Annotated in this window: 26 protein-coding genes; 15 read left to right on the top strand and 11 right to left on the bottom strand. The window is 66.9% G+C overall.

What is annotated here, in order from left to right:
• Nucleotides 1–24 precede the first annotated feature (24 nt).
• Complete coding sequence (locus ACODTJ_RS11520) at nucleotides 25–492, top strand: MmcB family DNA repair protein (RefSeq protein WP_454658565.1); 468 nt, start codon at nucleotides 25–27, stop codon at nucleotides 490–492.
• Nucleotides 493–505: 13 nt separating this feature from the next.
• On the opposite strand, the gene ACODTJ_RS11515 is transcribed toward ACODTJ_RS11520, so the two are convergent.
• A complete protein-coding gene (locus ACODTJ_RS11515; RefSeq protein ID WP_454658564.1) occupies nucleotides 506–1,072 on the bottom strand; it encodes an ActR/PrrA/RegA family redox response regulator transcription factor in 567 nt (188 codons plus the stop codon).
• A gap of 84 nt (nucleotides 1,073–1,156) precedes the next feature.
• A complete protein-coding gene (locus tag ACODTJ_RS11510; RefSeq protein WP_454658563.1) occupies nucleotides 1,157–2,509 on the bottom strand; it encodes an ActS/PrrB/RegB family redox-sensitive histidine kinase in 1,353 nt (450 codons plus the stop codon).
• 181 nt (nucleotides 2,510–2,690) lie between these two features.
• On the opposite strand from ACODTJ_RS11510, the gene ACODTJ_RS11505 reads away from it, so the two are divergent.
• The 6 genes from ACODTJ_RS11505 to ACODTJ_RS11480 all read left to right on the top strand — a co-directional run bounded on the left by ACODTJ_RS11505 (nucleotide 2,691) and on the right by ACODTJ_RS11480 (nucleotide 9,649).
• Complete coding sequence (locus tag ACODTJ_RS11505; protein ID WP_454658562.1) at nucleotides 2,691–3,995, top strand: polyhydroxyalkanoate depolymerase; 1,305 nt, start codon at nucleotides 2,691–2,693, stop codon at nucleotides 3,993–3,995.
• Nucleotides 3,996–4,040: 45 nt separating this feature from the next.
• The gene (locus ACODTJ_RS11500) at nucleotides 4,041–4,781 is read left to right on the top strand and encodes a M48 family metallopeptidase (protein WP_454658561.1); all 741 of its coding nucleotides are present in this window, start codon (nucleotides 4,041–4,043) and stop codon (nucleotides 4,779–4,781) included.
• 93 nt (nucleotides 4,782–4,874) lie between these two features.
• Nucleotides 4,875–5,090: a hypothetical protein gene (locus tag ACODTJ_RS11495; RefSeq protein WP_306223310.1), complete on the top strand. Its 216-nt coding sequence runs from the start codon at nucleotides 4,875–4,877 to the stop codon at nucleotides 5,088–5,090.
• A 221-nt stretch (nucleotides 5,091–5,311) separates the two neighbouring features.
• Nucleotides 5,312–6,472 carry an amidohydrolase gene (locus tag ACODTJ_RS11490; protein WP_454658559.1) on the top strand — a complete coding sequence of 387 codons (1,161 nt, stop codon included), beginning with the start codon at nucleotides 5,312–5,314 and terminating at the stop codon, nucleotides 6,470–6,472.
• A gap of 11 nt (nucleotides 6,473–6,483) precedes the next feature.
• A complete protein-coding gene (locus tag ACODTJ_RS11485; protein WP_454658558.1) occupies nucleotides 6,484–7,989 on the top strand; it encodes a serine hydrolase domain-containing protein in 1,506 nt (501 codons plus the stop codon).
• A gap of 70 nt (nucleotides 7,990–8,059) precedes the next feature.
• Entirely contained in the window at nucleotides 8,060–9,649 is a 1,590-nt protein-coding gene (locus ACODTJ_RS11480; protein ID WP_454658557.1) for an ABC transporter substrate-binding protein, read from the top strand.
• Nucleotides 9,650–9,813: 164 nt separating this feature from the next.
• On the opposite strand, the gene ACODTJ_RS11475 is transcribed toward ACODTJ_RS11480, so the two are convergent.
• The gene (locus ACODTJ_RS11475) at nucleotides 9,814–10,689 is read right to left on the bottom strand and encodes an aldose 1-epimerase family protein (RefSeq protein WP_488848853.1); all 876 of its coding nucleotides are present in this window, start codon (nucleotides 10,687–10,689) and stop codon (nucleotides 9,814–9,816) included.
• A 291-nt stretch (nucleotides 10,690–10,980) separates the two neighbouring features.
• Between ACODTJ_RS11475 and ACODTJ_RS11470 the strand changes: the two genes are divergently transcribed.
• From ACODTJ_RS11470 to dapD, 7 genes are all read left to right on the top strand, one after another.
• A complete protein-coding gene (locus tag ACODTJ_RS11470) occupies nucleotides 10,981–11,580 on the top strand; it encodes a nitroreductase family protein (protein ID WP_454658555.1) in 600 nt (199 codons plus the stop codon).
• Nucleotides 11,581–11,646: 66 nt separating this feature from the next.
• Nucleotides 11,647–12,633 (top strand): TRAP transporter substrate-binding protein, encoded by a 987-nt coding sequence (locus tag ACODTJ_RS11465; RefSeq protein WP_454658554.1) that lies wholly within the window; start codon nucleotides 11,647–11,649, stop codon nucleotides 12,631–12,633.
• Nucleotides 12,634–12,658: 25 nt separating this feature from the next.
• Nucleotides 12,659–13,438 (top strand): VOC family protein, encoded by a 780-nt coding sequence (locus ACODTJ_RS11460; RefSeq protein WP_454658553.1) that lies wholly within the window; start codon nucleotides 12,659–12,661, stop codon nucleotides 13,436–13,438.
• A gap of 154 nt (nucleotides 13,439–13,592) precedes the next feature.
• Nucleotides 13,593–13,877, top strand: a complete 285-nt coding sequence (locus ACODTJ_RS11455; RefSeq protein ID WP_454658552.1) for a hypothetical protein — start codon at nucleotides 13,593–13,595, stop codon at nucleotides 13,875–13,877.
• A 55-nt stretch (nucleotides 13,878–13,932) separates the two neighbouring features.
• Nucleotides 13,933–14,184: a hypothetical protein gene (locus tag ACODTJ_RS11450; RefSeq protein ID WP_454658551.1), complete on the top strand. Its 252-nt coding sequence runs from the start codon at nucleotides 13,933–13,935 to the stop codon at nucleotides 14,182–14,184.
• A 52-nt stretch (nucleotides 14,185–14,236) separates the two neighbouring features.
• Nucleotides 14,237–14,995: a precorrin-6A synthase (deacetylating) gene (gene cobF, locus ACODTJ_RS11445; RefSeq protein ID WP_454658550.1), complete on the top strand. Its 759-nt coding sequence runs from the start codon at nucleotides 14,237–14,239 to the stop codon at nucleotides 14,993–14,995.
• A 61-nt stretch (nucleotides 14,996–15,056) separates the two neighbouring features.
• Nucleotides 15,057–15,899: a 2,3,4,5-tetrahydropyridine-2,6-dicarboxylate N-succinyltransferase gene (gene dapD, locus ACODTJ_RS11440; RefSeq protein ID WP_454658549.1), complete on the top strand. Its 843-nt coding sequence runs from the start codon at nucleotides 15,057–15,059 to the stop codon at nucleotides 15,897–15,899.
• A 141-nt stretch (nucleotides 15,900–16,040) separates the two neighbouring features.
• Here dapD and ACODTJ_RS11435 read toward each other — a convergent pair whose 3' ends face one another.
• The 3 genes from ACODTJ_RS11435 to ACODTJ_RS11425 all read right to left on the bottom strand — a co-directional run bounded on the left by ACODTJ_RS11435 (nucleotide 16,041) and on the right by ACODTJ_RS11425 (nucleotide 18,773).
• Nucleotides 16,041–16,601 carry a DUF1269 domain-containing protein gene (locus tag ACODTJ_RS11435; RefSeq protein ID WP_454658548.1) on the bottom strand — a complete coding sequence of 187 codons (561 nt, stop codon included), beginning with the start codon at nucleotides 16,599–16,601 and terminating at the stop codon, nucleotides 16,041–16,043.
• A 95-nt stretch (nucleotides 16,602–16,696) separates the two neighbouring features.
• Entirely contained in the window at nucleotides 16,697–18,190 is a 1,494-nt protein-coding gene (locus ACODTJ_RS11430) for an MDR family MFS transporter (protein ID WP_488848849.1), read from the bottom strand.
• A gap of 136 nt (nucleotides 18,191–18,326) precedes the next feature.
• Complete coding sequence (locus ACODTJ_RS11425; protein ID WP_454659060.1) at nucleotides 18,327–18,773, bottom strand: MarR family winged helix-turn-helix transcriptional regulator; 447 nt, start codon at nucleotides 18,771–18,773, stop codon at nucleotides 18,327–18,329.
• 130 nt (nucleotides 18,774–18,903) lie between these two features.
• On the opposite strand from ACODTJ_RS11425, the gene ACODTJ_RS11420 reads away from it, so the two are divergent.
• Nucleotides 18,904–19,434, top strand: coding sequence for a hydrolase (locus ACODTJ_RS11420; protein ID WP_454658546.1), 531 nt, complete (start codon nucleotides 18,904–18,906; stop codon nucleotides 19,432–19,434).
• A gap of 218 nt (nucleotides 19,435–19,652) precedes the next feature.
• Here ACODTJ_RS11420 and ACODTJ_RS11415 read toward each other — a convergent pair whose 3' ends face one another.
• The 5 genes from ACODTJ_RS11415 to ACODTJ_RS11395 all read right to left on the bottom strand — a co-directional run bounded on the left by ACODTJ_RS11415 (nucleotide 19,653) and on the right by ACODTJ_RS11395 (nucleotide 24,499).
• Nucleotides 19,653–20,645, bottom strand: coding sequence for a branched-chain amino acid ABC transporter permease (locus ACODTJ_RS11415; RefSeq protein WP_454658545.1), 993 nt, complete (start codon nucleotides 20,643–20,645; stop codon nucleotides 19,653–19,655).
• Nucleotides 20,646–20,668: 23 nt separating this feature from the next.
• Nucleotides 20,669–21,556: a branched-chain amino acid ABC transporter permease gene (locus tag ACODTJ_RS11410; protein WP_454658544.1), complete on the bottom strand. Its 888-nt coding sequence runs from the start codon at nucleotides 21,554–21,556 to the stop codon at nucleotides 20,669–20,671.
• Nucleotides 21,557–21,732: 176 nt separating this feature from the next.
• Nucleotides 21,733–22,935 carry an ABC transporter substrate-binding protein gene (locus ACODTJ_RS11405; protein ID WP_454658543.1) on the bottom strand — a complete coding sequence of 401 codons (1,203 nt, stop codon included), beginning with the start codon at nucleotides 22,933–22,935 and terminating at the stop codon, nucleotides 21,733–21,735.
• Between the two features lie 60 nt (nucleotides 22,936–22,995).
• Nucleotides 22,996–23,742, bottom strand: a complete 747-nt coding sequence (locus ACODTJ_RS11400) for an ABC transporter ATP-binding protein (protein WP_454658542.1) — start codon at nucleotides 23,740–23,742, stop codon at nucleotides 22,996–22,998.
• The gene (locus tag ACODTJ_RS11395) at nucleotides 23,729–24,499 is read right to left on the bottom strand and encodes an ABC transporter ATP-binding protein (RefSeq protein ID WP_454658541.1); all 771 of its coding nucleotides are present in this window, start codon (nucleotides 24,497–24,499) and stop codon (nucleotides 23,729–23,731) included. Before ACODTJ_RS11395 ends, ACODTJ_RS11400 begins: the two co-directional genes overlap by 14 nt.
• Nucleotides 24,500–24,726: the final 227 nt, after the last annotated feature.

Here is a 24,726-nt window from a genome sequence, read left to right as displayed (position 1 = left end):
GAAACAAAGAGGGAACATACGTGTATGTCTCTCTCGGATTCCGTTCTCAATCCGCCACCGGCGCGGCCCGATATCACGCGCATCGTCTGCCGTGGCGCGGCGCGGCATCTGCGCGAGCGCGGCTACGCCATCGTCAAGGAGATGACCTTCGCCAATGGCCGGCGCGGCGACATCGTCGCGCTCTCGCCTTCGGGCGAGCTTTGGGTCGTCGAGGTCAAGTCCGGCATCGCCGACTATCGTGTCGACGGCAAGTGGCCGGATTACCGCGACTATTGCGACGGCTTCCTCTTCGCCGTCGCGCCGGAATTCCCGCGCGAGATCCTGCCCGACGATGTCGGGCTGATCGTCGCCGACGCCTATGGCGGCGAATTGCTGCGCGAGCCGCCGCGCCATCCCTTGAGCGCGGCGCGCCGCAAGATGCTGACCATCGCGCTGGCGCGGCTGGCCTCCAGCCGTCTGGCCGCGGTCGAGGACCCCGAGGGCTCGGCCTGAAGGCCGGCTCGGATCAGCGTGGCGCGCGCTTCGCCAGGATGCGCTGCAACGTGCGCCGGTGCATGCCGAGGCGGCGCGCCGTCTCCGAGACATTGCGGCTGCAGAGTTCGTAGACGCGCTGGATATGCTCCCAGCGCACCCGGTCGGCCGACATCGGGTTTTCCGGCGGCTGCGGGCGGGCATCGCGCTGCGCGGCGAGCGCGGAATGGATCTCGTCGGCATCGGCGGGCTTCGCGAGGAAATCGAAGGCGCCGAGCTTCACGGCGCTGACGGCGGTCGCGATATTGCCGTAGCCGGTCAGCACGACGCCGCGCGCGTCGGGGCGGCGCTCCTTGAGACGCGCGATCACGTCAAGGCCGTTGCCGTCACCGAGGCGCAGGTCGATCACCGCGAAGGCCGGAGCGGCCTCTTCCACGGCAGCGATGCCGGCGGCGACGCTGTCGGCGATGCGGACTGCGTAGCCGCGGCCCTCCATGGCGCGGGCGAGACGGGTCAGGAACGGCTTGTCGTCGTCCACCAGCAGAAGGGACATGTCGGCCGCCGGGTCGGGCCTGTCGATTTCGCTCGCTGCATCCTGCATCGTCTTCTCCTTGCCGCTTCTCGGCGCGCTGCGGCTGCGCGCATTAGGGTTTCGGTTGGTCGTCAAGCTTCCTGTGAAGCCCGCTCAGCCAGGTTCATTTAAGGCCGATGCGTTCGCCTGGGTACCCCCATCAACCGGCAGATCGGCTTCGAAATCGTCACGGGACCAGGTGATCCGGATCGAAGCGCCGCTCGCGGGCGCTGGCCGGTTGGAGAATTCCAGGGTCGCGCCACCTCGCTCCAGCAGCGTCTTGGCGATGAAGAGCCCGAGTCCGAGGCCGCCGCCGGCGCGACCTTCCCCCGAGCCGCGCGAGAGATAGGGGTCGCCCGCCCGCATCAGCACGTCGGGCGGGAAGCCCGGCCCGTCATCGGCGATCACCAGCACCACCTGGCTCTGGTTCCATTCCGCCGTGATCGCCACGGTCGAGCGCGCGAAATCGACGGCATTGTCGACGATATTGCCGAGGCCGTAGATCATGCCGGGATTGCGGCGGCAGACCGGTTCCGGCTTGTTGCCGGTCATGGTGATCTCGAAGGGCACGCCGAAGGGGCGCTGCGGTCCGGCGGTCTCCTCGATCAGCAGGCGCAGGGTGAGCTGGCCGAGCGGGCCGGCATCCTCGTCCTGCAGGCTGGAGAGCTTGCCGAGAATGCCGCGACAGCGCTCGACCTGCTCGCGCAGCAGCGCGATGTCCTCGGCCATCTCGCCATCGGGCGGGGCGAGGCGGGTCAGTTCGCGGGCGACCAGCGCGATCGTGCCGAGCGGGGTGCCGAGCTCATGCGCGGCGGCGGCGGCGAGCCCGTCGAGCTGCGACAGGTGCTGTTCGCGCGCCAGCACGAGTTCGGTCGCCGCGAGCGCGTCGGAGAGGTCGCGCGCCTCCTTGGCGACGCGCCAGGCGTAGATGCCGGTGAAGGCGAGGCCGAGCACGAGCGCCACCCAGTTGCCGAGCTGGTAGAAGGCCGGCAGCACCGGCCGGTCGGCGCCAGCCCAGGGCAAGGGCAGATGATAGCGGCTGAGCAGGGTCGCGAGCCCCATCGCCAGCAGGCCGAGAACCAGCGTGCGCTGCGGCGGCAGCGCCGTCGCCGAGATCATCACCGGCGCCAGGAAGAGGATCGCGAACGGGTTCTGCAGGCCGCCGGTCATGAAGAGCAGGGCCGCGAGCTGGGCGATGTCGAAGCCGAGCAGGGCGGTCGCGGCCCTGTCCTGCAGGCGGTGGCTCAGCGGAAAGCGGATGCGGAGCGCGATATTGAGCCAGGCGGACACCGCGATGACGCTGAAGCACCAGCCGAAGGGCAGGGGGAAGCCGAGGCCGAAATGCACGCCGGCGACGGCGAGGCTCTGGCCTGCGATGGCAAGCCAGCGCAGCCGGACCAGCGTATCGAGGCGCAGGTGACGGCTGGAGCGCGCCAGAACCGGGGCGGATAGGTCCGGGAAGCTCAAGATTCGAGGATCTCCTGCGCGGCGCCTGCCAACAGTTTTGCCTGCTTCATCCACATCGCAGGAAAATCTTAGCCTTTAGCCGGGTTGAATGAGAACAAAATCAACGTAAGGTGCGATGCTGCGTCGCATCATCGCATGCTGCGTCGCCAGAAGGACATTGGATCGTATGTACGGGGCCGCCATGTCGTTTGCCTACCATGCCTACGAAGCGGTTCACATGATGGTGAGCCCGGTGCGCGGGGTTTCGGATGCGATGCATCTGGCCTTCAAGAATCCGGCGAATCCGCTGACCTACACGCCGTTCGGCCGCAGCGTCGCGGCTTCCTGCGAATTGTTCGAGCGCATGACGCGCCGTTACGGCAAGCCCGCCTTCGGCCTCGACGAGACCACGATCAACGGCGTCAAGGTCGCGGTCGAGGAGCGCGTCGTCTGGGAGCGCCCCTTCTGCAAGCTGGTCTATTTCGACCGCAAGATTCCATCCAGCCGCCGCAAGCCGCAGCCGAAGGTGCTGCTGGTCGCGCCGATGTCGGGCCATTACGCCACGCTGCTGCGCGGCACGGTCGAGGCCTTCCTGCCTGGCCATGAGGTCTACATCACCGACTGGGTCGATGCCCGCCTGGTGCCGCTCTCCGAGGGCCGCTTCGACCTTAACGATTACATCGATTACGTCATCGGCATGCTGCAGATGCTGGGCCCGGACACCCATGTCATGGCGATCTGCCAGCCATCTGTGCCGGTCATCGCCGCGATCGCCCGCATGGAGGCCGAATCTGACCCCTGCGCGCCGCGCTCGATGACGCTGATGGGTGGCCCGATCGATACCCGCCGCTCGCCGACCGCCGTCAACCAGCTCGCGATGGAGCGCGGCACGGACTGGTTCCGCCGCAATTGCATCACCGTCGTGCCGTTCCCGAGCCTGGGCGCGTTCCGGCAGGTCTATCCGGGCTTCATGCAGCTCTCGGGCTTCATGGCGATGAATATCGACCGCCATGTCACCGCCCATTACGACATGTTCAAGCATCTCGTCAGCGGCGACGGCGATTCCGCCGAGAAGCATCGCGATTTCTACGACGAGTATCTGGCGGTGATGGACCTGACCGCCGAGTTCTATCTCCAGACCGTCGACACCGTCTTCGTCCAGCATGCCCTCCCCAAGGGCGAGATGATGCATCGCGACAAGCCGGTCGATCTCACCGCCATCCGCCGCGTCGCGCTGATGACGGTCGAGGGCGAGATGGACGACATCTCCGGCGTGGGCCAGACGCAAGCCGCGCATGATCTCTGCGTCAACATCCCCGACGACAAGCGCGCCCATTATCTCCAGCCGAAGGTCGGACATTACGGCGTCTTCAACGGCTCGCGCTTCCGTGCCGAAATCCAGCCGCGCATCTCCGACTTCATGGTCAGCCTCGACATGGAAGCGGCCAAGGAGCGTCGCGGCGACAGCGCCAAGGAGCAGCGCAAGGCGCTCAAGGTCGTCCGCTAAGACCTCCCTTTCCCATCGCCCGCGAATCCCGCACAATCGCAGGCGATGCGCATCTCCCTGTTCAGGCGCCAGCCGGATCCCGACCGGATCGAGGTCGTGCATGCCGGCGCGCGCTATGCCGTTCTGATCAAGCGCCGCGCCGCTGCACGGCGGATGACGCTGCGCGTCTCGCAGGCAACCGGCGAGATCACCCTGACCTTGCCCGAGCGTGCCGATTTCGCGGCAGGCCGCACCTTCGCGGAGAACCATGGCGGCTGGATCGCCGCGCGCATGGCCAAGCGCCCGCGCCCGGTGCTGTTCGAGCCCGGCCAGAGCATTCCGCTGCGCGGCGTGCCGCATCGCATCGTGCACTGGTCGAAGGCGCGCGGGCTGACGCAGGCGACGCGCGATGCCGACGGCGCGCCGGTGATCGCAGTGGCCGGCGATGCCGCCCATGTTTCGCGCCGGGTCAAGGATTTCCTGCGGAAGCTCGCGCTCGAGGATATCGAGAAGGCCGTACGCCGCCACACGGCGACGCTCGGCATCTCCGCCCGCAAGATCACCATCCGCGACACGACCAGCCGCTGGGGCTCCTGCTCCTCTCAAAGGGACCTCAGCTTCTCCTGGCGCCTGATCCTGGCGCCGTCCCCGGTGCTCGATTATCTCGCGGCCCATGAGGTGGCGCATCTCAGGGAGATGAACCACTCGCATCGCTTCTGGGCGCTGACCCACAAGCTCTGCCCTCATACCGAGGAGGCGGAGGCTTGGCTGAAGCGCCATGGCGCCAGCCTGCACGGCTATGGTTAAGCCGAAGGCTCTGCCGCAATTCCGCCGTTAACCACTTTCTGAAGACTGCCCCCGCACACTGAAGGCCGATTCGCTTTCAGCGTGAGTATGCCTATGGGTCAGGTCATTGCGTTCCGCCTTCCGCAGCAGCCGGCTGCTGCCGCCGAGCCGGTGCTCGGGCTGATGTCGGCCGTCGATTTCGCCCTGCGCGATCTCGCCGAGATTCTCCCTCATATCGCGCTCGATTCGGCGCGCCAGCAGGCCGAGGCCTGCCGCGCCATGCTGGCGCAAGCCTTCGACGCCGAGGTCGAGGCCGAACTCGGGAACTAGAGCATTTTCGAGCGAAGTGGGCACCGGTTCGCGTGAAGAAAATGCGATAAACAAGAATTCAGGGCCTTTCGCGATTTCGGAGAAATTGGAAAAGGCCCTGATCCCGCGCCCGCGCATGCCGCCCCCGGCGATGACGCGGGTTGCCGAAGCGGCTGAAGTGTCGAACCTTTCCGGGAAAGAGCCGGTGATCCGCCGGCGAAACAGCCCGGGAGGCTTCATCCGTGTTTCTGACCAACAGCGATATGGTCGATCTCGTCGATCTCCGGCATCGGCTGCATCGCAGGCCTGAAATCTCGGGCGAGGAGCGCGAGACCGCCGCGACCATCGTCGATTTCCTGAAGCCGACCGGCCCGAACCGCATCGTCACCGAACTCGGCGGCCACGGCGTCGCGGCGATCTACGAGGGCACCGAGCCAGGCCCTACCGTGCTGATCCGCGCCGAGCTCGACGCGCTGCCGATCGAGGAAATCTCCGACAGTGAGCACCGCTCCGAAATCCCCGGCAAGGGCCATCTTTGCGGGCATGATGGTCATATGACCATCCTTGCAGGCCTCGCGCGTGGCCTGCAGCGCAACCCGCCGAAGAAGGGCCGCGCGATCCTGCTGTTCCAGCCGGCCGAGGAAACCGGCGCGGGCGCCGCTGCCGTCATGGCCGATCCGAAATTCGAGGAGATCGTGCCGGATTACGCCTTCTCCCTGCACAACCGCCCCAGCGTCCCGGTCGGTCACGCCCGTATCTCGGAAGGCGCAGCCAACTGCGCCTCGCGCGGCATCAAGATCATCCTGACCGGCGAGACATCGCATGCCTCGACGCCCGAGCACGGCCGCTCGCCGGCGCCGGCCATCGCGACGCTGATCCCCGCTCTGACCGCGCTCGGGCCGGGCGGGCCACTCGACGCCAATTTTCGGCTGGTCACCGTGACCCATGTCGAGATCGGCGAGCAGGCTTTCGGCATCGCGCCGGGCCATGGCGAACTCTGGGCGACGCTGCGCACCGTCAACGACGCTCAGATGGGCGCGCTCTGCGAAGCCGCCGAGAAGCTCGCGCGCGAGGCGGCCGAGGCCGGTCGTTTGACTGTCGAGATCAGCTATCACGACATCTTCCACCATTGCGAGAACGAGCCGGAAGCCGTCGCGATGCTGCGCCGGGCGATGGACGAGGAGAAGGTGCCGCATGGCCCGACGCCGCCCTCGCGCGGCTCGGAGGATTTCGGCCTGTTCGGGCGCCGCTCCAAATCGGCGATGTTCCTGCTCGGCTCGGGTGAGACCGCGCATCTGCACAATCCGGATTTCGATTTTCCGGATGATGCGATCGGCCCCGGCGCGCGCGTTTTCATGCGGGCCTTGCGCAATCTGCTCGGCGAAGTCCGGCCGCAGGGTTGAGGAAGCACGACATGGCTTTGGATTGGACCCGCGCCGCGACCCGCGCGCAGGAGATCGTCGCGAACTGGCAGGGTGCGGCGGGGCCGGGCGGCGCCGTCGTGCTGTTCGACCGCGACGGCGTGCGCGAAGCCTTTGCCGGCGGCCTCGCCAGCATCGAATACGGCGTGCCCTTCACGCCGCAGACGCCGAACCGCTTCGCCTCGATCAGCAAGCATATCCTGGCGGTGGCATTGTTGCGCGCCGGCATCCCGCTGGATGCGCCGCTCGGCCGCTGGCTCGGCGAATTGCCGGCGCCGCTCGCCGCGGTCGAACTCGGCCGGGCGCTGGACATGACCGGCGCCCTGCCGGACATGATGGAGTCCCTCTGGCAGCAGGGCGTGCCCTTCACCGCGACACTGAGCGCGGAGGAGGTCTTCGCGTTTGCCTGCCGCCTGCCTTCGCTGAGTGCCGAGCCCGGCACCGAGATGGCCTATTCCAACACCGGTTGGCGGCTCGGGCAGCGCATCCTCGAGCAGGTCACCGGTAAGCCTTATAAGGAGACTGTCGCGGAACTCTCGGGCGAGCTGAGTGCCTCCTTCCGCCTGCCCTATGACGGCTCGGAGATCGTGCCCGGCCTCGCCACGGGCTACTGGAACGATGGGACGTCCTGGCGGCGTGGCCATAACGGCCCGCATTTTTCGGCCTCGGGCGGCATCGTCGGTTCCGCCGCCGACCTCGCCGGCTGGGCCTCGGGTCTGCTGGCCGGCCGAGGCCCGCTCGCCGGCATGCTGGAGCGCCTGACCGCGCCGCGCCATTTCGCTGACGGCAGCGAGAGCGTCTACCGCCTGGGCCTGGTCTGCAGCCGGCTAGGCGAGGCCAAGATCGTCGGCCATGGCGGCTCGCTCGCCGGCTACCGCAACCATTTCTGGATGTCGCCGGCCCATGGCGTCGGCGTCGTCGTGCTGACCAATCGCGAGGAAGAGGCGCTCTGGCCGGCTCTGAGCGTGCTGGCGAGCTTGCTCGGGCAGGAACTCCCCACGATCGCGAATGCGCCAACAGGCTTGTTCGTCAGCGACGAAGGGCCGTTCTGGGCCGAGCTCGCCACGGATTCGATCAGCTATATGGGTGGTTTCGAGCGTCTGATCACCGATGGCGACGGCAGTTTGCGCAGCCTGCCGGCCTATCTCGACATCCGCCTGAAACAGGAAGGGAAGGATCGCCTCACCGGCCTGATCGGCGGCGTGCAGCGCTCGCTCGCTCGCGTGCCGGCCGATACGCCGCTCGATGCGCGATTGGTCGGGCGCTGGCGTGATCTGCATTTCGGCACGGAGATCGAAATCCGGGCTGACGGTACGGCCCTGATGCCCTGGCCTTCCGGCGGGACGGTGTCGCGCCTGACGCCGCTGCCGAATGGTCGTGCGCTCGCCAGCCACCAGCACGGCCCCTGGCTTGCGCGACCCTGCCTCTGGCTCGATGCGGAAGGCAGCTTGCGGGTTGCCGGCCATCGGGCAAGAATTTTGCAGATGCAACGAGCATGAAACGCGCCGGCTGAAGCGGCTCCGCAGAGGGGCGAGCCGCAGGGCCGGTGACGAAGGAGGAGAACGCCTGATGCAACTATCCCGTTTCACCGCCGCGCTGCTGCTGTCGGCGGCCGCGTTCCTGCCGCTTCCGGCATCGGCGCAGTCGCAGCCGGCCTCGAACCGCATCCTGCGGGTCGCGCCGCATGCCGACCTCAAGACGCTCGATCCGGTCGCTGCCTCCATCGTCATCACCCGTATGCACGGGCTGATGATCTACGAGACGCTCTTCGCCTGGGATTCGAACCTCCAGCCGAAGCCGCAGATGGTCGAGAGCTTCGAGACCTCGCCGGACAAGCTGACCTGGACCTTCAAGCTCCGTCCCGGCCTGAAATTCCATGACGGCCAGCCGGTGACGACCAAGGACGTCATCGCCTCGCTCGGCCGCTGGATGAAGCGCGACACCATCGGCGGCAAGCTCGCGGAATACACCGATGGCATGGAGGCGGTGGACGACGCCACCTTCCGCCTCAAGCTGAAGCGGCCGATGGCGCTGGTGCCCTTCGCGCTGGGTTCCGCCGTCGGCCAGATCCCCGTCATCATGCGCGAGTCCGACGCCAAGTCCGACCCGATGAAGCCGATCACCGAGACGATCGGCTCCGGCCCGTTCAAGTTCAACCGTGAGGATTGGCGCAGCGGCTCGAAGGTCGTCTACGACCGCAATCCCGATTACGTCCCGCGCTCCGAGCCGGCTGATGGGCTCGCCGGCGGGCGCGTCGTCAAGGTCGACCGCGTCGAATGGCAGATCATGCCGGATGCGGCGACCGCCGCTGCCGCGCTCCAGACCGGCGAGATCGACATCTGGGAGCAGCCGAGCCAGGACCTGATCCCGGTCATCTCGACCAACAAGCAGGTCAAGGTCGACCGCTATTCCAACCTCGCCAATCAGGTGATGCTGCGGCCGAACCATCTCCATCCGCCCTTCGACAATCCGAAGGCGAGGCTCGCCTTGGCCTATGCCACCGAGCAGGCCGATTTCCTCGCGGCCGGCTTCGGCGACGAGGAATGGTGGAAGCGCTGCAACGCCTATTTCGTCTGCGGCGGCCCGAACGGCACGGAGATCGGCAGCGAGGGCTATGCCAAGCCCAATCTCGACAAGGCCCGCGAGCTGCTGAAGGAGAGCGGTTACAAGGGCGAGAAGCTCGTGCTCTCGACCAGCAACGACATCGCCCCGATCGGCCGCATGGCCGAGGTCGCGGCCTCCGCGCTCAAGGCCGTCGGCTTCAATGTCGATGTCCAGTTCGCCGACTGGGGCGCCGTCACCACCCGCCAGCAGAACAAGAGCACGCCGGACCAGGGCGGCTGGAACCTCTTCGTCACCTACGCCTCGGGCGCGACCATGCAGTCGCCCCTGACCAATATCGGCACCAACATGGCCTGCGAGCGGGCCTGGGCCGGCTGGCCCTGCGATGCCGAGGCGGAGAAGCTGCGCGGCGCCTTCGTCGATGCGCCCGACGACGCCAGCCGCAAGCTGGCGCTGGAGGCGTTGCACAAGCGCCTGACCGAGATGCAGCCCTATCGGGTGCTCGGCCAGTTCGATCAGCCCTATGCCCGGCGCACCAATGTCGCCGGTGTCCTGGCCGCGCCGGTCATGCTGTTCTGGAACGTCGAGAAGAAGTGACGCGAGGGGAAATTCTCCCCGCTTCCCCTTTGAACGGTCATCCCGGACAAGCGGCGTCAGCCGCGCCGATCCGGGATCCATGCCTGAGCTTCTATCGGATGCGCTCCGGCATGGATCCCGGGTCTCCGCTTCGCTCCGCCCGGGATGACGGCGCGGGTGAAACGTTAAAGCGTCGCCCGCCAGACGAAATCGCGGCTCTCGCCCGGCGCCAACCGGAGGATGCCGGGCTTTTCCGCGATTTCGCCCTGCCAGCCGGCGGGGCTCGCCATGCTGTACCAGGGCTCGATGCACAGGAACGGCGCGCCTGATGGCTTCGACCAGATGCCGAGGTCCTTGTAACCTTCCCAACTCACCGTCACGGCGCGGCTCTCCCGTCCTGACGCGTCGATCGCCGCGAAGCGCACCGAGCGGTTGGCGGTATCGGGGATCACGATCGCATCGTTGACGAAGAGGCGCTCGTCGAGATCGAGCTCCTTGCCGGAGAAAGGCAGGGGGATCGGCGCGGTCAGCAGGCCGGCTTCGACGCCGAGGCCGTGACCCGGCTCCGCCTGCGGGAAGGTCAGCCGATGCGCCTGTTTCGCGATGCCTTCGGTTAGCGGCCAGAGAAAGGCCGGATGCGCGCCGACACCGCAGATCAAGGGCACCTCGGCCGGATTGCTGACGCGCGAGGTCACGGTCAGCGTATCGCCCGCGACCGCGTAGATCATCTGCAGCACGAACCGGAACGGATAGATCGCCAGCGTTTCCGGGCTCTCGCGCAATTCCAGCACCGCCCGGTCGGCGCTGCGCTCGACCCAGGAGAACAGGCTGTCGCGCGCTAAGCCATGCTGGGTCAGGCGGTAGGAATGCCCCTGATGGATCAACGTGTCGTCGGTGAGGCGCCCGACCATCGGGAACAGCACCGGTGCATGGCGCGGCCATTCCGGCCCACCGTTCCAGAGCGCCGGCCCGTTTGCGTCGGAGAGCGCGATCAATTCGCCGCCTTGTGCCCGCACCGTGGCGCGTAGCCTGTCGGAGGCGATCTCATGGGTCTCGGTCATCATCGTCTCCGTCGGCGGCACCTCTCGGGATAGCCGATCGGCATCGCTAAAATCCACCGCTGCGGGAGCCGGTCGGTTATGACATGCGTTTCACGCAAGAATGATTGCCTCGATCGCAGCGGTCATGCGACGGAGGTACTTCCCCATAAGGTAATCGAAATCAGCAAGGCTTTGCAGAAAATGGCCTTTCTAGAGATTTCCCGTTCCTTGACGGGTCGATCCGCGATGCCGATTCTGCTGCCTCTATCGCGTCGGCTGTCGCCGCCGCTGCCCACGCCGTCAGGACCATCGATGACCGTTACTGCCAATAGCCGCGCCGCCGATCACGCCATCGACCCGCTCTTCCTCGAGCGCTGGTCGCCGCGCGCCTTCACCGACGAGATCATCTCCGAGGCCGGGCTGAAGGTGCTGTTCGAGGCGGCGCGCTGGGCGCCGTCTTCCTACAACTCGCAGCCCTGGCGTTTCATCTATGCGCGGCGTGGCACGGCCCATTGGCCGGCACTGCTCGGCCTGCTCAACCCGTTCAACCAGTCCTGGGCGAAGCATGCCGCTGCGCTGATCTTCGTCGTCTCCAAGGAGACCATGGCGGTTCCCGGCAAGACCGAGGAGGTGCCGTCCTATACTCATTCCTTCGACGCTGGCGCGGCCTGGGCCAATCTCGCTCTGCAGGCGGTGCGTATCGGCTGGCAGGCGCATGGCATGGCCGGTTTCGATCAGGCGCGGGCGCCGCAGGCCCTGAACCTGCCGGCGGGCTACCGCGTCGAGGCCGCCGTTGCCATCGGCAAGCCCGGCGACAAGGCGCAATTGCCGGAGGCCTTGCAGGCACGCGAGACGCCGAGCCAGCGTAACCCGATCAGCGCCACCGTCTTCGAGGGCGTCTTCTCCGGTTGAGCGACGGCCTCTTGCAGCGGGGCGCGTTTCGCGCGATCCCGCTGTATCCGCCGAAGGAGCCACGCCTTGCTGATCACCCGCCGCCAGTTCGCCGCCGGCTCGCTCGCCGCGCCCGCCATCCTGAAGGGCGGACAGGCCTTCGCCGCCGGCCGGCCCATGACCGTCGCCTCGCTCCTGGGCGAGGACAAGCCGGAGACGAAGATCTGGCGGCGCATCGCCGATATCCTGGAGCGCACGGCGCCCGGCCGTTTCGATCTGCGGGTCGTGCCCAATGCCGCGCTCGGCGGCGAGAAGGAGGTCGCCGAGGGCCTGCGCCTCGGTTCGATCCAGGCGGCGCTCTCGACCGTGTCCTCGCTCTCGACCTGGGTGCCCGCAGGGCAGATCCTCGATCTGCCCTTCCTCTTCCGCGATCGCGGCCATCTCGGGCGCGTGCTCGCGGGACCGCTCGGAGACGCTCTGAAGGAGCTTTATCAGGCGCAGGGCTTCGTCGTGCCGGGCTTCATCAACTACGGCGCCCGCCATCTCCTCGCGAAGGAGGCGCTGACCACCCCAGCCTCGGTCAAGGGCAAGCGCATCCGCGTCATCCAGAGCCCGCTCCATACCGCGCTCTGGTCGGGCTTCGGCGCCCATCCGACGCCGATCCCGATCCCCGAGACCTATAACGCGCTCAAGACCGGCGTGGTCGACTGCATGGACCTGACCAAGTCGGCCTATGTCGGTTTCCGCCTGTACGAGGTCGTGCCGGTGCTGATCGAGACCGGCCATATCTGGGCAAGCGGCGTCGTGATGTTCGCCGCGCCCTTCTGGAAGGCGTTGACGCAGCAGGACCGCGAGGCGCTGACCGCTGCGGTCAGCGAGGGCATCGCCTATTTCGACGAGTTGATGCGGGCCGATGAGGACGCCTCGATGGTGCGCGCCAGAGCCGAAGGCGGCAAGGTCGTGCCGGCCGAGGATCGCCAGGGCTGGCAGGACGGCGCGCGCAAGGTCTGGGAGAGTTTTGCGCCGCAGCTCGGCGGCATGTCGGGCATCGAGGCTATCGCGCAGAGCCGCTGAGACCAGCATCGACGGGACGAGACCCATGCCGCTTTCGATCGACCATATCGTCATCGCTGTTGCCGATCTCGACGCGGCTGTCCGCGACTACACGGCGCTCGGCTTCACCGTTCTGCCCGGCGGCGAGCACCCGCGCGGCTCGCGCAACGCGCTCGTCGTGTTCGAGGACGGCGCCTATCTCGAAATCATCGCCTTCCCGCGCCCGGTGCCGGATTTCCGCTGGTGGCAGGTGCTGGATCGCGCCGGCCCCGGCCTTGTCGACTTTGCCGTGCTGCCGGATGATCTCGACGCCGATCTCGCCCGTGCGCGCGCCGCCGGCATCGTCATGGAGGGGCCGATCGATGGCGGTCGCCTCCAGCCCGACGGCACGCGCATCGCCTGGCGCTCGGCGCGTCCGCCGGAGCCGGACATCCCCTTTCTCGTCGCGGACGTCACACCGCGCGAGCTGCGTGTCCCGACCGGTGCTGCACGTCGGCACGCGAACGGCGTTACCGGGGTTGCGTGTGTTTCCGTCGTGGTTGAGGATTTTTCGGTTTCCGTTGCCCGCTACCGAACTCTTTTCGGAAAGGAGCCGTTTGCCACCGGCAGCAGGTCGAGCCGCCGTGCTGAATCGGCCTTGTTCTCTACGGGGTCACAGACGCTCGGGCTGTCCGAGGCGTCTGGTTCCGACAACGCAGAGCTCGCGGAACATCTAGCCAATCGTGGGCAGGGCGTCAGCAGCGTCGCTTTCCAGGGTCGGAACTTCGTCACGCTCGATCACAGGCTGTCCCATGGCGCCCGCCTGTCGATTGCTCGCGACATCTAAGCTTCTCGGTCATGATGCGGTCACGCCTGCAGGCGAGAGTGGCCCGTTACCTTAAAATAGTTCTATTTCTGTAGTAAAAACAATAGCTTGCATCGAATCGTCGGCGCGCCTATCTCTCCCTTGCGATCAGTGAATCAGCCGACGGAGAAACCGAATGGGTGGCGTCACCGAGGTCGATGTCGCAGCCGCGATCGGCCGCATCGACGAGATTATCATCCGCGAGATCGTTCGCACCGGGGCGAGCCGGCCGGAATTGCGCCGGGCGCTCGCGCTGGCCAAAGGGCCGGGCGATCTCGACGCCGATGCGGCCCTGCCGCCGCATATGCAGCGGCTCGTGGAGCTGCTTGCAGTCACCTTGCCTGAGCAGGGGCCCAAACCCATCCAAGGGCCACAGCGCCGCCGCCATGCCGCCATCAAGGGCATCGAACGTGCAGCCTGATCGGGGGAGCGCCGAATCGCTGGAGACCGCCCGTGCCGAGATCCGGGAGGCGGTCATGACAGCTTTTTGCGCCGCGCTCCACGATACTCGCCTGCCGCCGCTCGCTTTGATCGAGCTGGCGGCGGCAGCGGTCGGTTCTGTCTACAGAGAGGTGGCGGATGCTCATTGCGGTGACCAGCCATGCCCTTGCGGCTGGCATCCGCGCCTCCAGGCGGATCTGGAGGCGCTTCAGGCGGCGCTGGCGCTGAACGCGACGCCCGCGACGCAGGCCGATCTCGCCCGCATGGCCGTGCTCGGCCGGGCCTGATCTCGCATTCGCGCTTGAGACCGTGCTAAGCCGCCGCGAACGGCGGAGCAGCATGCGCAACATCCTCATCATCGGCATCGGGGCCGGCAATCCCGAGCACATGACGATCGAGGCGATCGAGGCGCTGAACCGCGCCGATATCCTGTTCATTCCCGACAAGGGCGAGGAGAAGGCCGCGCTTCGGGCCCTGCGCGAGGCGATCTGCGCGCGCTTCATCCGCAAGCCCGGTTACCGCACCGTTCCCGTAGAAATTCCGCGTCGCGCCGAGGCGGGCGATGATTATCACGGCGTCGTCGATGACTGGCACGAGCGCATCGCGGCCCGCTACCGCGCCCTGTTCGAAGCGGAATTGCAGGACGGGCAGACCGGCGCATTGCTGGTCTGGGGCGATCCGGCGCTCTACGATTCCACCTTGCGCATCATGGATCGCGTCGCTGCCTCTGGCCTCGGCCTCGACTGGCAGGTCTATCCCGGCATCAGCAGCGTCCAGGTGCTCGCCGCGCGCCATCGCATCCCGCTCAACACGATCGGCGCGCCGATCCTGATCACCACCGGGCGTAAGCTGGCGGCTGGCTTTCCGGCCGATCAGGACAGCGTCGTCGTGATGCTCGATGGTGAGCAGACCTTCGGCAAGATCGATCCCGCCGGGCTGGACATCTACTGGGGTGCCTATCTCGGCACGCCCGACGAAATCCTGCGCGCCGGCCCTCTGGCCGAACTCTCCGCCGAGATCGCCGAGGCGAGGGCGCAGGCCCGCGCGCGGCATGGCTGGATCATGGACACATATCTGCTGCGCCGCCGCCCGGCTTGACGCAGCCGCCGGCATCCGCCATCGCTCGCGCCGATCTTTCTGGAAGCGCCGGAGCCACCTGATGTCCCTCGCCGATCTCAACCAGACCATCGACGCCGCCTGGGAAAACCGGGCCGAGATCGGCGTCCAGACCAAGGGCGCCGTCCGCGAGGCCGTCGAGCAGGCGATCGAGATGCTCGATGCGGGCCAGGCCCGCGTCGCCGAGAAGCAGGGTGCCGACTGGATCGTCCACCAATGGCTGAAGAAGGCGGTGCTGCTCTCCTTCCGCCTCACCGATAACGTCATCATGGCGAATGGTCCGGGTGAGGCCGTGTTCTGGGACAAGGTCCCCTCGAAGTTCGAGGGCTGGGGCGAAAATCGCTTCCGCGCCGCCGGCTTCCGCGTCGTGCCGCCGGCCGCCGCGCGCAAGGGCTCCTTCATCGCGTCGGGCGTCGTGCTGATGCCGTCCTTCATCAATATCGGCGCCTATGTCGATTCCGGCACCATGGTCGACACCTGGGCGACGGTCGGTTCCTGCGCCCAGATCGGCAAGAACGTGCATCTCTCGGGCGGCGTCGGCATCGGCGGCGTGCTCGAGCCGCTGCAGGCCAACCCGACCATCATCGAGGACAACTGCTTCATCGGCGCCCGCTCCGAGGTCGTCGAGGGCGTGATCGTCGGCGAGGGCTCGGTGCTCTCGATGGGCGTCTTCATCTCGGCCTCGACCAAGATCGTCGACCGCGCCACCGGCCAGGTCCATGTCGGCAAGGTGCCGCCCTATTCGGTCGTGGTGCCGGGCTCGCTGCCGGGCAAGCCTTTCCCGGACGGCACGCCGGGCCCGTCGCTCTCCTGCGCCGTCATCGTCAAGACGGTCGACGCGCAGACGCGTTCCAAGACCGGCATCAACGAGCTGCTCAGGGACTGATCCCCTCACACAACGCCGTCATTCCGGGCGCAGCGAAGCGGAGACCCGGAATCCATCATAGAGCGAGACGCCCTTGGATGGATTCCGGATCGGCGCCGCTATTGCGGCTTGTCCGGAATGACGCTGTGGTGGTGCTGAGCCTCAACCCACCGGCGTCGGCGCACCCGTGCCCTGCGAGTAAGGTTCCGGCGGCGTCTGCGTCGCGGGCGCCGCGCTGTGCGCATCGGCCAGCGCATCGCGCAGTTTCTGCTCCTGCGAGCGATCGAGCGAGGTCTTGAGCACCGTGCCTCCGGTGCCCCGGATCGCCTCCAGCACCTTGTCGCCGGTCACCTTGTTGACCAGTACGAACAGCGCGGCATTGCCGGGCTGCAGGCTGGTGGACAGGTCTTTCATGAACTTGTCGTCGACGCCGTAATCGGTCAGCGCCCCGCCGAGCGCGCCCGACGCCGCGCCCAGAGCTGCGCCAAAGATCGGCATCAGGAAGATCGCGCCGATCAGCAGCCCCCAGAACGAACCGGACACGGCGCCCATCGCGGTCGTGTTCAGGAGCTGGTTGAGCTTCACCTTGCCGCCCTCGTGCATCACCGCGATGGCGGCATCGCCGATCTCGATCAGGTATTCCTTCTGCAGGCCGATCAGCTTCTGGCGCATCTCCTCGGCGCGGGCCTCGGTCGAATAGACGATGACGACGAGATCGGACATGGCGGAACTCCTGGCTAGCGGATGCTGGCATGCTGGCCCGGACGGATGACGGGATCAAGGCAACGCCCAGCCGGTCGGCCAGGTTCCGTTCTCCGCTATTCGCCGCCGATCGCCTTGGCCGCCTCGACGGCGCGACCGCGCAGCGGCAGTTCCTGCATCCGCGCCAGGGACAGCCAGGCGAAGGCGAAACCGAGGCTCGCGGCGCCGAAGACATAGCGGAACAACACGACCATGGTCTCGCGGTCGACGGTGCCGAGCTTCAGCGCTTCGGGCGAGAGCTGCGCGCCGACGCCGCCGACGCCACCGAGCACGATCGCGCCGAACACCGCGACGATCAGCGCCCCGCCGATCTGGCGGAAGAAATTGGCGACCGCCGTCACCGTGCCGAGCTGATGCGCCTGCACGGCATTCTGGATCGAAACGGTCGCGACGGGCAGGAGCGTGCCGAAGCCGATGCTGACCACGGCGAGGATGATGCTGAAGGGCAGGAGCGGGATCCGGCCGGAGAAGGCGGCGAGAACAGCCGTCCCCGTCATCGCGACGAACAGCCCGGCCAGCGGCACGCGCTTGTAATGGGTGAGATGCGACATCGCCCGGCCGGAGCTGGTCGCGCCCAGCACCGTGCCGCAGGTCAGCGGCAGCAGGCCGAGGCCGGAATGGGTGGCGCTCAGGCCCATCACCGTCTCGAAATAAAGCGGCAGGTAGATGGTCAGGCCGATGAAGGTGCCCATGCCGAAGCCGGCCGCGACCGTGCCGCGCCGGACGACGCGGTTGCCGAAGAGGTCGAGCGGAATCAAGGGCTCGGCCGCCCGGCGCAGGCGCCAGGCGAACAGCGCCCAGAGTACGAGCGAGGCCGTGACGAGGCCGGCGATCTCAGGCGAGCGCCAGGGATAGGCGGTGCCACCCCAGGACAGGGCGAGCAGCAGCGAAACCGTCGCCAGCGTCATCAGCATGGCGCCGAGCACGTCGAGCTTGTGCGGCCGCTCGTGGCGCGGCAGGCGCTTCAGGGCTGCGCTCGACATCCAGTAGGCGCCGAGCCCGAGCGGCAGGTTGATCCAGAAGATCACCGACCAGTGCAGCTTCTCCGCGAGGAAGCCGCCGAGGACCGGGCCGAGCAGCGAGGAGGACATGAAGACGCTGGCGAAATAGACTTGGTAGCGCCCGCGTTCCTTGGGCGGGACCATGTCGCCGACGATGGTCTGGGCCAGCGCGATCAGCCCGCCGCCGCCAAGCCCCTGCACGAAGCGCGCGAGGACGAGCAGCCAGAGCGAGGGCGCCAGCGCGCAGGCGATCGAGCCGATCACGAAGACGACGATGCCGGCGAGCAGCGTCACCCGGCGACCATGGATATCGGCGAGCTTGCCGTAGAGCGGCGTCACCGCAGTCGAGGCCAGCAGGTAGATCGTGACGATCCAGGAGAGATGCGTCACGTCGTTGAGCTCGCGCCCCATCGTCGGCAGCGCGGTCGCGACGATGGTCTGGTCGAGCGCGGCGAGGAACATCGCCAGCATGACGCCGATCAGGACCGAGCGGATATCCGCTGGGGACATGGCTGCGGCCGGGGTTGGGGCGTCGAGCCGCTTGTCCATGTGGATTGTGATCTTGCTTGCGTCTGAGGAATGGCTGGACGGTAATCGCAGCGTGGGTCATGCGCCAGATGCGCGTTGGCGGAGCGGCTCTGCGGCGCGGGCGGGGCAAGCTGCCGCAGCTCAACCCAGCTTGGACTCAGCCCAGCTTGGGCAGGGTATCGCGCAACGTCGCGGGAGCGCCGTCTGGCATGGCAGCCTCGACGATCTCGTGCGTCCGTTGCCAGATCGGTACGGCCGAGGCGAGCAGCACCATCCCGTCCTCTGTCAGCGTCAGCAGGCGACCACGACGATCGGCCGGGTCGACAGCGACAGCGACGAGTCCGCGCCGTTGCAGCGGCTTCAGCGCGGCGGTGAGCGTCGTTCGATCCATCGCCAGCAGCGCCGCCAGCGGGCCGAACGAGGCCGGCACCGGGCGATTGAGGGCCATCATCAGCGAGAACTGGCCGTTCGTCAGCCCGACCGGGCGCAAGGCTTCGTCGAAACGGCGCGCCAGCGCCCGCGCCGCGCGCTGCACATGCAGGCACAGGCAATGGTCGCGCACATGCAGCGTCGTCGCGAAGGGAACGATCCGTTTGCCGTTCATGTCGTCTGCATGTTGACTGCCGTTAGGCAAGTCAAGCCAGGCTTGCTCCGCAGATTCCACGCTGATCGGCGGAGCTGCGCCCTGGAGCGTTGCGAAAGTCCTCGGACGGCCACAGGAGGAAAGGTCCATCATGCCGCTGCTCGCCGCGAAGAATGCCATGCTGGTCGTCATCGACTTCCAGGCCAAGCTGATGCCGGCGATCCATGACGGCGAGACGGTGTTGCTCAATGCCGGGCGCCTCGCCGAGGCGGCGCGTCTGCTCGACGTGCCGGCGGTCCTGACCGAGCAATATCCGCGCGGCCTCGGCGCGACGGTGCCGGCGCTGGCGGATGTGGCGCCGGCCATAGCGAAGATGAGTTTCGATGCCTGTGCAGAGCCGGCCTTCCTTGAGGCCGTGGCGGGAGATCGCGAACTGGTGGTCTGCGGCTGCGAGGCGCATGTCTGCGTCGGGCAGACCGTGCTGACCTTGCTGGAGCATCGCCGCCGGGTCGTCGTGGTCGCCGATGCGATCGGCTCGCGCGCGCCGCAATCGCGTGCAATCGCGTTGAAGCGCATGGCGAGCCATGGCGCCGAGATCGTCACCACCGAGATGGTGCTGTTCGAATGGCTAGGGAGTGCCGAGCATCCGCAGTTCCGGACGGTCTCGAAGTTGATCCGTTAGATGTCGTTTGACTGGATGGCAGCGGCCTTGGCGATACCCTTGTCATTCCGGGGCTTCGCGTAGCGAAGAACCCGGAACCCACGACCGGGTGAGCTGCCAGCAAGGAGCTATCGAGGGCGCCCAGTCATGGGTCCGGGTTCGCGCCTGAGGCGCGCCCCGGAATGACAAGGGTGTCCAGACGTGGTCCAGCGGTCGTTCGGCTGCCTTGATCGCGGCTCTTAGAGCGGCTTCTTGATCGCCTTCGAGATGACGCCGACGATGCCCTCGCGGAAGAGCAGCACGCAGAGCACGAAGATGCCGCCCTGGACGACGGTGACCCAGGCGCCGAGCGTCGCGAGATAATTCTGCATCGCGACGATGACGATGGCGCCGACGATCGGCCCGAAGACGGTGCCGAGCCCGCCGACCAGCGTCATCAGCACGACCTCGCCGGACATCGTCCAGTAGACGTCGGTGAGCGAGGCCAGCTGGAAGACGATCGCCTTGGTCGCGCCGGCCAGCCCCGCGAGCGTCGCCGAGAGCACGAAGACCATGAGCTTGTACTGGTTGGCGCGGTAGCCGAGCGAGATGGCGCGGGGCTCGTTGTCGCGGATCGCCTTGCAGACCTGGCCGAAGGGCGAATGGATGACGCGGTAGATCAACAGCAGCCCGCCCATGAAAATGGCGGCGACGAGCCAATAGAGCGCGCGGTCGTCGGCAAGGCTGACGAGGCCGAAGAGCTTGCCGCGCGGCACGGCCTGGATGCCGTCCTCGCCGCCGGTGAAGCGCGGCGTCTGCAGCGAGAAGAAGAACACCATCTGGGCGAGCGCCAGCGTGATCATCGCGAAATAGATGCCCTGGCGGCGGATGGCGAGCGCGCCGAAGACGAGGCCGAGTACGGCACCGACCGCGGTGCCGAGCAGGATCGCGAGCTCCGGCGTCAGGCCCCAGTTCTTGGCGGTATAGGCCGAGACATAGCTCGCCATGCCGAAATAGGCGGCATGGCCGAAGGACAAGAGCCCGCCATAGCCGAGCAGCAGGTTGAAGGCGAGCGCGAACAGCGCGAAGCACAAAACCTTCATCACGAAGACGGGATAGGCGACGAAGGGCGCGATCGCGAGCATCACGGCGATCGCGATGAACAGGTTGCGGTGCAGGCGCGCGGTGCCGTCGTCGGTCTCGGCGAGCGAGAGGCCGGCGGCGGGGGCGTCGGTCGAGGCAAGGTCGGTCATGTCTTCAGTCCTTGCGTCTTACGTCAGGCCGTGCGGCCGAACAGGCCGGCGGGCTTCACCAGCAGCACCAGCACCATGATGACGAAGATCACGGTGGCGGCGCCTTCCGGATAGAACACCTTGGTCAGGCCTTCGATCAGGCCGAGCGAGAAGCCGGTGACGATGGCGCCCATGATCGAGCCCATGCCGCCGATCACGACGACGGCGAAGACGACGATGATCAGGTCGCCGCCCATGTTCGGGTTGACCGAGTAGATCGGCGCGGCGAGCACGCCGGCGAAGGCGGCGAGCGCGACGCCGAAGCCGTAGGTCAGCGTCACCAGGAGCGGCACGTTGATGCCGAAGGCCTGGGTCAGCGTCGGGTTCTCGGTCGCGGCCCGCAGATAGGCGCCGAGCTTGGTCTTCTCGATCAGGAACCAGGTGCCGAGGCAGACGATCAGCGAAGCGACGATCACCCAGGCGCGGTAGTTCGGCAGGAACATGAAGCCGAGATTCTGGCCGCCGGTCAGCTGCGGCGGGATCGCGTAGGGCAGGCCGGACGAGCCGTACTGGTTGCGGAACAGGCCCTGGATGATCAGCGCCAGGCCGAAGGTCAGCAGCAGCCCGTAGAGATGGTCGAGATGGGCGATGCGCTTCAGCAGCAATCGTTCGACCGCGACGCCGGTCGCGCCGACGATGATCGGCGCCAGCAGCAGGGCCGCCCAGTAGTTGAGGCCGAGATAGTTCAGGCACATCCAGGCGACGAAGGCGCCCATCATGTACTGCGCGCCATGCGTGAAGTTGATGATGTTGAGCAGCCCGAAGATCACCGCCAGCCCGAGGCTGAGGATGGCGTAGAACGAGCCGTTGATCAGGCCGAGCAGGACCTGACCAAACAGCGCTTGCGGCGGAACGCCTAGAAGCTCGAACATGCGGGACTCAGATCATCGTGTGGGGTGGGCTCTCGATCCTCTTCGTCACCCCGGCCAGGCGAAGCGCAGAGCCGGGATCCATCGTAGAGTTCCGGAGCCCTCCGATGGATCCCGGGTCGACCTGCGGTCGCCCGGGATGACGGCGGAGGACGTCTTGGCGGCGTTCAGCCGCGGCGTCACTTGACGAGCGAGCAGCCGGTTTCGGCCAGCGGCTGGAAGGCCTGCTCAGCCGGCAGCACCGAGACCTGCTTGTAGTAATCCCACGGGCCCTTCGACTCCGACGGCTTCTTGACCTCGTAGAGATACATGTCGTGCATCTTGCGGCCATTCGGACGGATCGAGCCCTTGCCGAACAGCGGATCCTCCGTCGGCATCTCCTTCATCTTGGCCATGACGGTGGCCGAGTCCTTGCTCTTGGTCGCCTCGACCGCCTTCAGATAGTGCAGCAGGCCGGAATAGACGCCCGCCTGGACCATGGTCGGCTTCTTGCCGCCATTGAGCTTGGCGAAGCGCTCCGACCAGGCGCGGGTGCCGTCGTCGCGATCCCAGTAGAACGACTCGGTCAGGACGAGGCCCTGTGCCGCCTGCAGGCCGAGCGAGTGCACGTCGGTCAGGAAGACGAGCAGGCCCGCGAGCTTCTGGCCGCCGGCGACGATGCCGAATTCGCCCGCCTGCTTGATCGCGTTGGTGGTGTCGCTGCCGGCGTTCGCAAGGCCGATGACCTTGGCCTTGGAGGCCTGCGCCTGGAGCAGGAAGGACGAGAAGTCGGTGCCCGGGAACGGGGTGCGGACCGCGCCGACCACCTTGCCGCCGTTCTTGATGACGGTGGCGCTGGCGTCGCGCTCCAGCGCGTGGCCGAAGGCATAGTCCGCGGTCATGAAGAACCAGCTGTCGCCGCCGGCCTTCACCATCGCGCCGCCGGTGCCCTGCGCCAACGCATAGGTGTCGTAGGTCCAGTGGATGGTGTTGGGGCTGCAGGCCTTGCCGGAGAGGTCCGACGAGCCGGCGCCCGAGTTGATGTGGATCTTGTTCTTCTCCTTGGTGATCTGGCTCACCGCCAGCGCGACCGAGGAGGTCGGCACGTCGAGGATCAGGTCGACGCCGTCCTGGTCGTACCACTGCCGGGTGATGGTCGAGCCGACGTCGGGCTTGTTCTGGTGATCGGCCGAGACGATCTCGACCTTGATGCCTTTCTCGGCCGCCTTGAAGTCCTCGACCGCCATGCGCGCCGCGATCACCGAGCCTTCGCCGGCGAGGTCGGCATAGAGGCCCGAGCGGTCGTTCAGCACGCCGGCCTTGACCGAGATCTGCTGGGCGAGCGCGGGGGCCGCCATCAGGGTCGCAAGCGCCGTGGTCGCGAGAATCGTCTTCAGCTTCATGATCGTTCTCCCTCTGTCGATACCGGGCGAGCCGGTGCTGTTCTGGTGGATCGCGCTGCTTCAGACGCCGAGATAGCGATGCAGCTTGTCGATATTGGCGTCGAGCTCGGCGTTCGGGATCATGTCGATCACCTTGCCTTGCTCGACCACGTAGTGCCGGTCCGCGACCGTCTGGGCGAAGCGGAAGTTCTGCTCGACCAGGATGATGGTGAAGCCCTTTTGCTTGAGCATGCGGATGGTGGCACCGATCTGGTCGATGATGACGGGGGCGAGACCTTCGGTCGGCTCGTCGAGCAGCAGCAGGTTGGCGCCGGTGCGCAGGATGCGGCCGATCGCCAGCATCTGCTGCTCGCCGCCCGAGAGCTTGGTGCCCTGGCTCTTCAGCCGCTCCTTGAGGTTGGGGAAGAGCGTGAAGATCTGCTCGACCGGCAGGCCGCCCGGCTTCACCTGCGGCGGCAGCATCAGATTCTCCTCGACCGAGAGGGTCGAGTAGATGCCCCGCTCCTCCGGCACGAAGCCGATGCCGAGCCTTGCGATGGCGCGCGAGGGCAGCTGAATCGTCTCCTTGCCCTCCAGCGCGACCGAGCCCTTGCGCTTGCCGATCACGCCCATGATCGATTTCAGCGTCGTGGTCTTGCCGGCGCCGTTGCGGCCGAGCAGCGTCACCACTTCGCCGGGCGCCACGTCGAAATCGATGCCATGCAGGACATGGCTCTCGCCATACCAGGCTTCCAGGCTGCGGACCTTGAGCAGCGGGGCGGTGCCTGCGGCAGCCACGGGGTTCTTCAGCGCTTCAGTGGTGGCCATGGCCGACTCCCGAGCCGATATAGGCCTCGACCACGCGCGGATCCTTCGAGACGGTGGCGTAGTCGCCCTCCGCCAGCACCTGGCCGCGCGCCAGAACGGTGATCCGGTCCGAGAGCGAGGCGACGACCGAGAGATTGTGCTCGACCATCAGGATGGTGCGGTTGGCCGAGATCTTGCGGATCAGCGCCGCGATGCGCTCGACATCCTCGCGGCCCATGCCGGCCATCGGCTCGTCGAGCAAGAGCATTTCGGGGTCGAGCGCCAGCGTCGTCGCGATCTCCAGCGCACGCTTGCGGCCGTAGCTGAGTTCGCCTGCGGTCAGTCCGAGGAACGGGGTGAGGCCGACGGCGTCGACCAGGCTCGCGGCCTCGGCGTCGAGCTCCTTGAGCGAACTCTCGGAACGCCAGAAATCGAACGAATCGCCGCGCTTGCGCCGCTGCAGGGCGATACGGACATTGGTCAGCACCGAGAGCTGCGGGAACACCGCCGAAATCTGGAACGAGCGCACCAGCCCGAGCCTTGCGATCTCGGCCGGTTTCTCGCGCGTGATGTCGCGGCCGTTATAGACGATCGAGCCGCGCGTCGGCGCCAGGAATTTGGTCAGCAGATTGAAGCAGGTTGTCTTGCCGGCGCCGTTCGGCCCGATCAGAGCGTGAATAGACCCGCGACGTACACGGAGATCTACGCCGTTCACAGCTGTAAAGCCGGCAAATTCTTTTGTAAGGCCTGATGTCGAAAGAATAGTATCCTCAGACATGCCGGTTGCCAGCCTTCATCAGCTTGCTCTTTCTTTTTTAAGCGGTTCCCCTTGCATGTCATGCTGCACCGCGCTCCGGGCATAAGTCAACGCTGGAGGGTTTCAAAGCGGTCTTGGCAGGCGTGCACTCATCCCTTCGTCTTATGCTGCGCGTCTCATGCAAACGAAGGATGCAGGCGCCTCCGCGCCGGTTCGATGCTCGCGATCCGGCGCGCGATTCGGCGCAG

This window comes from Allobosea sp. FG18 (assembly GCF_057809495.1).
Note: the sequence above shows the minus strand (reverse complement) of the source record. Positions and strands in the feature narration are given on the sequence as shown.